Origin of the sequence: Roseisolibacter agri (assembly GCF_030159095.1) — a bacterium.
Taxonomy (GTDB): domain Bacteria; phylum Gemmatimonadota; class Gemmatimonadetes; order Gemmatimonadales; family Gemmatimonadaceae; genus Roseisolibacter; species Roseisolibacter agri.
This window is the reverse complement of sequence record NZ_BRXS01000004.1, coordinates 755,055-764,553: the sequence shown is the minus strand read 5'-3', so window position 1 is coordinate 764,553 and position 9,499 is coordinate 755,055. Positions and strand designations below refer to the sequence as shown.

The following is a 9,499-nucleotide window of genomic DNA, read 5'->3' as shown; positions in this document are numbered from 1 at the left end:
TCGCTCACGTGTTACGCACCCGTTCGCCGGTGACCCTTGCGGGCCCCCTAGACTTGCATGTGTTAAGCACGCCGCCAGCGTTCGTCCTGAGCCAGGATCAAACTCTCCAATGAGTGTTTGTCTGCTCTAAATCGAACCGCTGTCTCACGCTGTCGCGGAGACAGCGTGTCCGAATCACTTGAATGATCAGGTCTGAACTCTCGCCGGCCGCCTGTCGCTGCCGGGTCTACGAGTCCGCCTCGCACATCCAACGATCTCTTCTCGATTGTCAATCAGCGTCGGTCGCCGCGATTTCCGCGGCAGCCTCTTATTGTACTTCGGCAGCGTCGTTTCGTCAAGGCCGCTTCGAGCATTTCGCTCGTGCTTCACTTGAGGCGTGCCGACCTAAACCGCTCCGGCACTTCGACTTGCCGCGCCGCGTCAGCAGCGCATGACTTAATAATAGCGGGTCCAGCTCGGTGTTCAAGGGGGGTCGAGAACTTCTGTTTCGACTCGCCCTCACCGCCCGGCAACTTCGCCAGGGCCAGGTAGTAACCCGCGGCTTTCCCGGGGTTCCACACCCGCGGGCGCCCCTACCCCGGCGCCGGGAGACGAAGCCGGGGCCGCTCCGAAGAGCGACCCCGGCTCTGGTGCTGCTAGTGCTCCGAGTAGGACTCGAACCTACAACCTACTGATTAAGAGTCAGCTGCTCTACCATTGAGCTATCGGAGCTGACGACAAGGCGCAACGTAACGAGCCCTGTTCTGGCGCGCCAGGAGGGACTCGAACCCCCGACCAACAGCTTAGAAGGCTGTCGCTCTATCCACCTGAGCTACTGGCGCATCGGCGTCGGGGAGTCCCTTGCCTCCGGGGCTTCCCTGCTAGGTCGGGGCGACTGGATTTGAACCAGCGACCTCCTGCTCCCAAAGCAGGCGCGATACCAGGCTACGCTACGCCCCGGAGTGCGGCGTTAGTGTAGCCGCTCCCGCTGCCGACGTCAACCGGCGGAGGGCCCGCTCGGCGGCACGGCGCCCAGCGCCGCGGTGAGCGCGACGAACGCCCGGCCGCGATGTCCGACCCGCGCCTTCGCCTCCGGCCCCGCCTCGGCCAGCGTCTGCCCGAGGTCGTCGCTCAGGAACAGCGGATCGTAGCCGAAGCCGCCCGCGCCGCGGGCCTCTCGGGTGATCACGCCCGTGGTCTCACCACGCACGACCAGCTCCCGGTCGGCGTCGACGAATGCCACCGCGCAGACGAAGCGCCCGCGGCGGTCCTCCTCCGAGGCGAGCGCCTGGAGCAGCCGGTCGTTGTTGGCCTGCGTCTGCGACTGGCCAGGCGCCGCCGTCGCGTAGCTTTTGCTGCGCACGCCTGGCGCGCCGCCCAGCGCGAGGACCTCCAGCCCCGAGTCGTCGGCCACCGTCGGCAGTCCGCCACTCGCACGGTGGAAGTGGCGCGCCTTGGCCAGCGCGTTCGCCTCGAACGTGTCGAACGCCTCGATCGCATCCTCGTCCGGCGTCTCCGGCACGCCGGCCGAGTCGAGGTCGACGACCTCGCGCCCGATGGCAGCGAACATCGGCCGCAGCTCCACGAGCTTGCCGGCGTTGCGCGTGGCGACGAGCACCCGCGCGGGAAGCTGGGCGGTCACGAGCGCGGATCGACGGGCTGCGCGAGCGCGGCCTGCTGGCGGGCGTCGAGCTCGCGGATGCCCGCGGTCGCGAGCTCGAGGAGCCGGTCGAGCTCCGCCCGGTCGAAGGTCCCGTTCTCGCCAGTGCCCTGCACCTCCACGAACCGGCCCTCGCTGCTCATGACGACGTTCATGTCGACCAGCGCGCGGACGTCCTGCTCGTAGTCGAGGTCGAGCCGCGGCACGCCGTCGATCACGCCCACGCTGACGGCAGCCACGCGGCGCCGCACCGGTGACGCGACGATCAGCCCGTTCGTGACGGCCGCGTCGAACGCATCGACCACCGCGACCGCCGCGCCCGTGATGGCCGCCGTGCGCGTGCCGCCGTCGGCCTGCAGCACGTCGCAGTCGATGCGCACCGTCACCTCGCCGAACCGGAAGTCGTCGAGCATCGCGCGCACGCTGCGGCCGATCAGCCGCTGGATCTCCTGCGTGCGGCCGCCGAGCTGCGCGCGCTCGCGCGGGGTGCGCGTGCGCGTCGCGCGCGGAAGCATCGCGTACTCCGCCGTCAGCCAGCCCTGACCGGAGCCGCGTCGCCACCCCGGAACGCCCGCCTCGACGCTGGCCGTGCACAGCACACGCGTCTTGCCGAACGCGATCAGGCAGGAGCCCTCGGCGTACTCCGCCACGCCGCGCTCCAGCGTGACGGGGCGCAGGGCGTCCGCGGCGCGCGCGGCGCCGTCGACGGATGGAACCTCAGCGGATGCCGCCACGGAGCTTCTCGATGATGGAGGTGGTGGACTGCCCGGGCGTGAGCGGGATGACGACGACGTCGCCGCCGCGCGCCCGCACCTCCGGCGCGCCGACGATCGTGTCCTCCCGGTAGTCCCCGCCCTTCACGATCACGTCCGGCTGCAGCCAGCGCACCAGCTCCAGCGGCGTGTCCTCGGCGAACACGACGACTGCGTCGACCGCCGCCAGCGCGGCGAGCACGTATGCGCGCTCCGCCTCGGAGCGCACGGGACGCTCGGGACCCTTGAGCCGGCGCACCGACGCATCGGCATTGAGCCCGACGACGAGCGCATCGCCCTGTCGCCGCGATCCCACGAGCACGTCGATGTGCCCGGGATGCAGCAGGTCGAACACGCCATTGGTGAAGACGAGCCGGCCGCGCTGCGTCGCGCGCCACGCGCGCGCCTCGTCCCACCCCATGATCTTGCGCGCCGGATCGAACGCGAGCTCGACGACGGGGCTCACCACTGTGAGGTCGCTCCCTCGATGATGTCGGCGATGACCTCCTCGATCGCCTGCCTGCGACCGGCCGCCTCGGCCTGCTCGGAGTACTCGCCCTTCGCCGTGAGCCCCTTCTTCTCCCAGAGCGTGCGACCGCTCGCCTGATCGATGATCGCCACGTCGACGACCAGCTGCAGCTGGCGGCGCGCGGTCGTCGCCTGCGTGGGATCGGCGCTGAAGCCGATCGGCACGTCGATGTCGTACTTCACGATCGTCCCGCGCACGATCGCGTCGGCCTTCGCCTCGGACGCGTCGCGGAGGTTGAGGCGGTTCTGCAGCTCCCGGCGCATCGCCTCGAACAGCTCGCGCTGCAGCTCGGGCACGGGCGTGTCGTTCTCGAACGGCAGCACCGCCATCGTGCGCACGTGCGGCGGCAGCCCGCCGCCCTGGAACTTGTAGGGCGAGAAGCGACAGCCCTGCACGCCGACCGACGCGCCGAGGACGAGCGCGAGCGCCCAGCGGCGCGCGCGCATCACGCGCGAGGCCCGCGGACGCTCAGCGCGGCCAGATGGAAGCCGGGAAGCCATCGACGGACTCCGTACGTTGCACGTCGAGCGAGAGCCCGCGGCGCTCGCCCTCGTGTCGGTAGCGCACCACCGACGAGTCGCGCTGCATCCACTCCTGGATGCGCCCCCCGTCGATGCGCTCGAGGCGCGCGAGGCGCGCGCCGATGAAGGTCGCACGCCAGGTCGGATCACGTCCGACGTCGGCGCGCAGGGTGTCGCCGGACGCGCGCACGGTCGTGTCCGGGGCGGCCGGCAGCGCGAGGCGGCCGAGCGCCGCCCAGAGCAGCGGCGCGGGCGGGATGAGGCGTCGCACCATCTCGCCGCCGGGCGCCGTCACGCGGTCGCCGATCAGGATGGCGTAGCCGCCGCCGAGTCCACCGTCGACGAAGAAGTCGAGCCGGCCCGAGTCCGGCGACACGAGCCGCGCGACGCCCTCGCCGCGCGCGCTGAAGCCCTCCGCCTCATCGTAGCGCCAGCGGAAGACGACGCGCTGCGGCCGCGTGGACAGCGTCGTCGACGGGAGCGCGACCCTGGGCACCACGGCTCCGGCGAGCGGGCGCGCACGCGGTGCGCAGGATGCCGCTCCCGTGAGCGCCAGCGTCGCGAGCGCGATGGCGCGCGAGCGCGTCATGCGGACGCCTCCGACGCCGATCCGTCGGCCGCGGCGCGCTCGAGCAGCTCGCGCACGGCGGCGGGCATCGCCATCGTGCGTCCCTGGCGGTCGATCGCGATCAACCGCGTCGTCGCGCTCACGAGCCGCGCCCCGGTATCAGCCCTGGTCACGAGATACTCGAAGGTGACGGTGCGCGAGCGCACCTCGGTGCAGCGGGTCTCGACGCGAACCACGTCGTCGTACGTCGCGGCCGCGTGGAAGCGCATCTGCAGGTCGCTGACCGCGAGCCCGACGCCCTGCGCCTCCATGTCGCGGTAGCTCATGCCCGCCGCGCGGATCCAGTCGGTGCGGCCGACCTCGCACCAGGCGAGGTAGTTGGCATGGTACACCACCCCCATCTGGTCGGTTTCGGCGTAGCGGACGCGCAGCTCGGACGTGTGGACGCGGCTCACGGGAGGCGGGACGGTCGGGCGCGCCGGCGGCGCGCGTCGCGGGCAAGATCGCCGGAGCCAGGGGGCATTGTCCACCCGACCGCGACTTTGTGCGCTCCGGGCGGCGGGCTAGACTTGGGCGCGTGTCGCTACCCGCCCCCTGCTTCATCCTCGCCGACGTCCACCTGGGCGTCGCGCCACGCGAGACCGAGCGCGCGCTGATCGCGTTCCTGCGGTCGCTGCCCGGGCGCGCCGGCTCGCTCATGATCGACGGCGACCTGTTCGACTTCTGGTTCGAGTGGGGCACGGCCATCCCGCGGACCGGGTTCCGGGTGCTCGCGGCGCTCGCCGACGTGGTCGACGCCGGCGTGCCGGTGACGTGGGTCGCTGGAAACCACGACTGCTGGGGCGGCGACGTGCTGCGGCAGGACGTGGGCGTCACCTACCACTTCGGGCCCTGGATCGGGGACCTGGCCGGCTGGCGCGCGCGTGTGGAGCACGGCGACGGCCTGCGCGGGCGCGAGGACCGTGGCTATCGCGCGATCCGCCCGGTGCTGCGGCATCCGCTGTCCAAGGCGGCGTTTCGCCTGCTGCCCGTGGACGCGGCGAGCCGCCTCGCGACGGGCAGCTCGCAGGCGAGCCGCACGTACCGACCGCGCGACGACGGCCTCGGCATCCGGCGCGCCGGGATCGCGCGGCTCGAGTCGGACCCGCAGATCGAGCTGCTGGTGCTCGGCCACTCGCACGTCGCGGGCGTGGAGCGCGCGTCGACGGGCGGCGTGTACGCGAATCCGGGCTCGTGGCTCGACGCGCCGACCTACCTGCGCGTGGACGCGCGCGAGATCGCGCTCTGTCGCTGGGACGGATCAGCCGAGGGTGACCGTCTCGACGCGCTCGAGCGGCGCCCCGAGGAAGCGCTGCGCCATCCGTGAGAAGTGGTCCGGCGCGTCGCTGGCGATGAAGCGATGCCGCGGCGTCGTGCCAGCGGGCGCCGCGAGCCCGCGCGAGACCAGCACGCGCCCCGTCTCGGCCGCCGTCTCCTCGGCGCTGTCGATGAGGCGCACCGAGCGCCCGACCACCTCGCCGATGAGCGGCTTGAGGAGCGGGTAGTGCGTGCAGCCCAGCACCAGCGTGTCCATCGAGCGGTCGCGCAGCGCGTCGAGGTACTCGTGCGCGACGAGCCGCGTCGCCTCGTGCGACAGCCAGCCCTCCTCGACGAAGGGCACGAACAGCGGGCACGGTTGGCCAAGCACCGCGACGTCGTGCCGGAGCGCGCGGATGGCGCGCTCGTAGGCGCCGGACGCGATCGTCCCCATCGTCCCGATGACGCCCACCGTGCCGCCGCGCGACGCGCCCACCGCCGCGCGCGCCCCTGGCTCGACGACGCCGATCACCGGGAGCGGCTGCTCCGCGCGCAGCATGGGCAGCGCGTGCGCGGTCGCGGTGTTGCACGCGATCACGATCGCCTTCACCCCCTCACCGCGGAGGAACTCCGCGATCTCGTGGCTGTAGCGGCGCACGGTGTCGGGGCTCTTCGGGCCGTACGGCACGCGCGCGGTGTCGCCGAAGTAGACGATTGACTCCGTCGGCAGCTGGCGCATGATCTCGCGAGCGACCGTGAGCCCACCGATCCCCGAGTCGAACACGCCGATCGGCGCCGCCGGATGGTGCACGACGGGCGAGTCGGGCGGCTGCTGGGCGCTCATCGCCGGACGATCACCAGGACACGCTGACGCGCAGCATCGTGCCGTTGCGGCTGCGCTGCGCGCCCACCTGCGCGGGCAGGTCCCAGAGGTTCGCGGCGACGAACGCCTCGGCGCCCGCGATGAGATGGTTGAACGCGATCACGGCGAGCCAGTCCTCGAGATGCAGCCGGCGGGCGCGCACGAGATCGTTCGTGAACGGGCCCTCGCCGCGCACCGGACGCGTGGTCGGCAGCCCGGTCGCGGTGTCCACGGGATAGGAGAGCACGACGCTGTCGGCGCGGAACGCCTTCGCGGCGCGCAGGTCGTACGCCGACTTGGCGACCATCGTGATGGCCGCCAGCTCCACCGTCACGAAGAGCGCGCCGGCGGCCGGTCGATCGAGCCGCGCCTGTCCGAGCCCCGGCACCAGCAGCGACGAGAGGAACGCACGGCGCGGCGAGATGGGCGGCTCGAGCCCCGGGCGCGGCGCGACCGTGGCGCGAGCGCGCCGCGGACCGCGCGCGGAGTCGGTCGCGGTGCGCGCGGTGTCCTGGCGCGCGCGCGCCGAGTCGGGGCGCGGTCGCGCGGTGTCGCGCGGAGTCGCTGGCACCGGTGGCGTGGGCTGCTGCGCGCGTGCCGAGCCCGCGCCGATCGTCACCACGCTGGCGACGATGGCGAGAGTGCGACTGCGCGCGGCGCGATGCAGGAAGCGTGAGAGCGCGGGCACGAGGCTGAGCACGGGGAGTCGCCGCGGCGGGAGCCTGTGGGAATCGAACCGACCGGCGACGCCCGGCGCCACCCACCGGTTGTGAAGACGAGGCCCGCCACCAGGACCGATCAGCCCCCTCACGGCACGAGTCGCGCCCGAACGGCGCGCACGCCACTCGGCGCGCCACCGCGCGTAGAACGCGTGCGTCTCGCGCGGGCGTACCTCGCCGACGACCACCGCGCGGTCGACGCGGGAAACATACTCCGGTACCGTGCCGAGAGGCACGGCGACCAGCTGCTCGCGGGAGTCGGAGCGGAGACGGGCCCGCGTCTCAGCCGACGAGCGCGACGGCCTCGATCTCGACGCGCACGTTGCGCGGCAGGCCCGCGACGGCGACGGTGGAGCGCGCCGGGCGCGAGTCGCCGGTGACGCGCGCGTACACCGCGTTCACGGCCTGGAAGTCCGCCATGTCGGCGAGGAAGATCGTCGTCTTCACGACGCTCGCCCACGACGCGCCCGCGGCGTCGAGCACCGCGGTGAGGTTGCGCATCACCTGCTCCGCCTGCGCGCTGACGTCGCCCTCGACGATCTGCATCGTCGCCGGATCCAGCGCGATCTGCCCGGCCGTGAACACCATGCCGTTGGCGACGACGGCCTGCGAGTAGGGGCCGATTGCCTCGGGCGCCTGCGCGGTGTGGACGACGGTGAGACGCGGATCGGTCATCGGAGCGGTGGGCGAGGGTCGGATCGTGCGGCCGGAGCGCCGCGGCGGGATGTTAGTCCGCGCCCGGGGCGGCCGGTAGGCCGTAGAAGCGGCGGGCGTTCGCGGTCACCAGTCGCCCGACCTCGGCGACGTCCTGCCCGCGCGCGGCGGCCAGCCGCGCGACCGTGTGGCCGACCCACGCCGGCTCGTTCCGACGGCCGCGATGCGGGACGGGCGCGAGGTACGGCGCATCGGACTCCGCGAGAAGCCGGTCGTCGGGCACGAGCCGCAGCAGCGCGTCGTCGTCCCACCGCTTGAACGTGACGATGCCGCTGAACGACACGTGCCAGCCGACCGCGAGCGCCGCCTCGGCCAGGGCGTGCGAGCCCGTGTAGCAGTGCAGCACGCCACGGACGCCGGACCGGCCAGCCTCCTCGACCATCGCGCGCGTGTCGTCCTCCGCCTCGCGGGTGTGCACGACGACGGGCCGATCCAGCTCGGCGGCGAGGCGGAGCTGCGAGCCGAACGCGGCGCGCTGTGCGTCGCGCGGCGAGTGGTCGTAGTGATAGTCGAGCCCGCACTCGCCGACCGCGACCGCACCCCCCGCGACCTCGGCGCGAATGGCCGCGACGTCGCGTGCCGCGTCGAAATCGGCGGCGTCGTGCGGGTGGACGCCCGCCGTGAACCAGACGAAGCCCGGATGCCGTGCGGCGATGGCACGCGCGCGCGCGGCGGCCGCGAGCGACTCGCCGATGCTGACGATGCCGGCGGCGCCCGCCTCACGCGCGCGGCGCACGATCGCGTCGGCCTCGTCGCCGAAGGCGGGATCGCCCAGGTGCGCGTGGCTGTCGAAGAAGGGGGTCGTCATGCGAGCGACGGGAAGGGCGGATGCGACGACTCCCCGCGGCGGGGCCGCGGGGAGTCGGTCACGCGGCGCGGGCGCCGCGAGGAGAGCGTGCGGTCAGCGTGCGCCGACCGTCTGGCCGGGCTGCGACGCCGTGCGACCGGTGGACGCGGCCGACTTGGAGACGCCGGCGACCTCCGCGCGCGGATACTTGCGCTCGATCCAGAGGAGCAGCGGGCCGGCGACGTAGACGGAGCTGAACGTCGCGACGAAGATGCCGAACGCCATCACCCACGCGAACGGGCGAATCACCTCGCCCGCGAAGAGCAGCAGCGCGAGCGTCGCGGCGAGCGTGGTGGCGTGCGTCAGCACCGAGCGCGGCAGCGTCTCGTTGATCGCGCGGTTCAGCGTGTCGCGGAGCGGCTCCTTGCGCTTCTGGCGCAGGTCCTCGCGGACACGATCGAAGATGATGATCGTGTCGTTCATCGAGTAGCCGAGCAGCGTCAGGATCGCGGCGACGACCGTGAGGCTGACCTCGATGTGGAACAGCTTGATGAACGCGGCGGTCACGAGGATGTCGTGGCCCGTTGCGAGCACGGCCGCGAGACCGAAGCGCCACTCGAAGCGGATCGCCAGGTAGACCAGCGTGATGAGCGAGCCGAGGAGCACGGCGATGAGCGCGCCGCGCGAGAGCTCCTCACCGACGCGCGCGCCGACCGCCTCCGTGCGCACGATGCGCACGTTGCCGGCACCGTACTTCTGCTCGAGCGCGCCCTGGACCTGGCGGCCGACGCCCTCGGCGCCCGCGTTGGCCGTCTCGCCCTCGCCGCGCGCGCGCACCGTGTACTCAAGGGGCGAGCCGTACTGCTGGATCTCGGCACCGCGCGCGACGGTGTTCACCGTCTGCCGCAGCTGGCCGACGTCGGGCGGCTGCTTGAACTCGAGCTGCATCAGCGTGCCGCCGGTGAACTCGATGCTGTAGTTCAGCGACGGGTTCACCGCGTACGACGCGAGCCCGATGGCGATGAACGCGGCCGTGAGGCCGGCGGCCCAGCGCCACCACTTGATGAAGTCGAACTTCGTGTTGTGGAAGATGCGCAGCATGTCGGTGCGTC

12 protein-coding genes, 4 tRNA genes and 1 rRNA gene are annotated in these 9,499 nt (G+C 72.5%); 1 reads left to right on the top strand and 16 read right to left on the bottom strand.

The window, feature by feature from the left end; all coding sequences use genetic code 11:
• The 10 genes from rosag_RS15595 to rosag_RS15550 form a co-directional block, all read right to left on the bottom strand.
• Positions 1–113: ribosomal RNA gene (locus tag rosag_RS15595) — 16S ribosomal RNA — on the bottom strand; the annotation flags it as partial.
• Positions 114–639: 526 nt separating this feature from the next.
• A tRNA-Lys gene (locus tag rosag_RS15590) sits at positions 640–711 on the bottom strand.
• A gap of 33 nt (positions 712–744) precedes the next feature.
• Positions 745–821 (bottom strand) — tRNA-Arg (locus rosag_RS15585).
• A gap of 44 nt (positions 822–865) precedes the next feature.
• A tRNA-Pro gene (locus tag rosag_RS15580) sits at positions 866–939 on the bottom strand.
• Between the two features lie 37 nt (positions 940–976).
• Positions 977–1,621, bottom strand: coding sequence for a non-canonical purine NTP pyrophosphatase (locus tag rosag_RS15575; protein ID WP_284351068.1), 645 nt, complete (start codon positions 1,619–1,621; stop codon positions 977–979).
• A complete protein-coding gene (rph, locus tag rosag_RS15570) occupies positions 1,618–2,373 on the bottom strand; it encodes a ribonuclease PH (RefSeq protein WP_284351067.1) in 756 nt (251 codons plus the stop codon). Before rph ends, rosag_RS15575 begins: the two co-directional genes overlap by 4 nt.
• A complete protein-coding gene (gene rfaE2, locus rosag_RS15565; RefSeq protein ID WP_284351066.1) occupies positions 2,357–2,857 on the bottom strand; it encodes a D-glycero-beta-D-manno-heptose 1-phosphate adenylyltransferase in 501 nt (166 codons plus the stop codon). Before rfaE2 ends, rph begins: the two co-directional genes overlap by 17 nt.
• Complete coding sequence (locus rosag_RS15560) at positions 2,854–3,366, bottom strand: LptE family protein (RefSeq protein ID WP_284351065.1); 513 nt, start codon at positions 3,364–3,366, stop codon at positions 2,854–2,856. The genes rfaE2 and rosag_RS15560 overlap by 4 nt, the downstream gene beginning before the upstream one ends.
• Before the next feature lie 22 nt (positions 3,367–3,388).
• A complete protein-coding gene (locus rosag_RS15555; protein WP_284351064.1) occupies positions 3,389–4,030 on the bottom strand; it encodes a hypothetical protein in 642 nt (213 codons plus the stop codon).
• Positions 4,027–4,464 (bottom strand): acyl-CoA thioesterase, encoded by a 438-nt coding sequence (locus rosag_RS15550; protein WP_284351063.1) that lies wholly within the window; start codon positions 4,462–4,464, stop codon positions 4,027–4,029. The genes rosag_RS15555 and rosag_RS15550 overlap by 4 nt, the downstream gene beginning before the upstream one ends.
• A 122-nt stretch (positions 4,465–4,586) precedes the next feature.
• Here rosag_RS15550 and rosag_RS15545 point away from each other — a divergent pair, with 122 nt between their 5' ends.
• Entirely contained in the window at positions 4,587–5,375 is a 789-nt protein-coding gene (locus tag rosag_RS15545; RefSeq protein WP_284351062.1) for a UDP-2,3-diacylglucosamine diphosphatase, read from the top strand.
• Here the strand turns inward: rosag_RS15545 and murI are convergent.
• The 6 genes from murI to secF all read right to left on the bottom strand — a co-directional run bounded on the left by murI (position 5,310) and on the right by secF (position 9,488).
• Positions 5,310–6,149 carry a glutamate racemase gene (gene murI, locus rosag_RS15540; RefSeq protein ID WP_284351061.1) on the bottom strand — a complete coding sequence of 280 codons (840 nt, stop codon included), beginning with the start codon at positions 6,147–6,149 and terminating at the stop codon, positions 5,310–5,312. The two genes, rosag_RS15545 and murI, sit on opposite strands and share 66 nt — an antisense overlap.
• A gap of 10 nt (positions 6,150–6,159) precedes the next feature.
• A complete protein-coding gene (locus rosag_RS15535; protein WP_284351060.1) occupies positions 6,160–6,855 on the bottom strand; it encodes a hypothetical protein in 696 nt (231 codons plus the stop codon).
• Between the two features lie 27 nt (positions 6,856–6,882).
• Positions 6,883–6,974: transfer RNA gene (locus rosag_RS15530), tRNA-Sec, on the bottom strand.
• A 194-nt stretch (positions 6,975–7,168) separates the two neighbouring features.
• On the bottom strand, positions 7,169–7,561 hold the full coding sequence (locus rosag_RS15525; RefSeq protein ID WP_284351059.1) for a RidA family protein: 393 nt from the start codon (positions 7,559–7,561) through the stop codon (positions 7,169–7,171).
• Positions 7,562–7,613: 52 nt separating this feature from the next.
• Positions 7,614–8,408, bottom strand: a complete 795-nt coding sequence (locus rosag_RS15520) for a TatD family hydrolase (protein ID WP_284351058.1) — start codon at positions 8,406–8,408, stop codon at positions 7,614–7,616.
• A 93-nt stretch (positions 8,409–8,501) separates the two neighbouring features.
• The gene (secF, locus tag rosag_RS15515) at positions 8,502–9,488 is read right to left on the bottom strand and encodes a protein translocase subunit SecF (RefSeq protein ID WP_284351057.1); all 987 of its coding nucleotides are present in this window, start codon (positions 9,486–9,488) and stop codon (positions 8,502–8,504) included.
• Between the last annotated feature and the right edge of the window lie 11 nt (positions 9,489–9,499).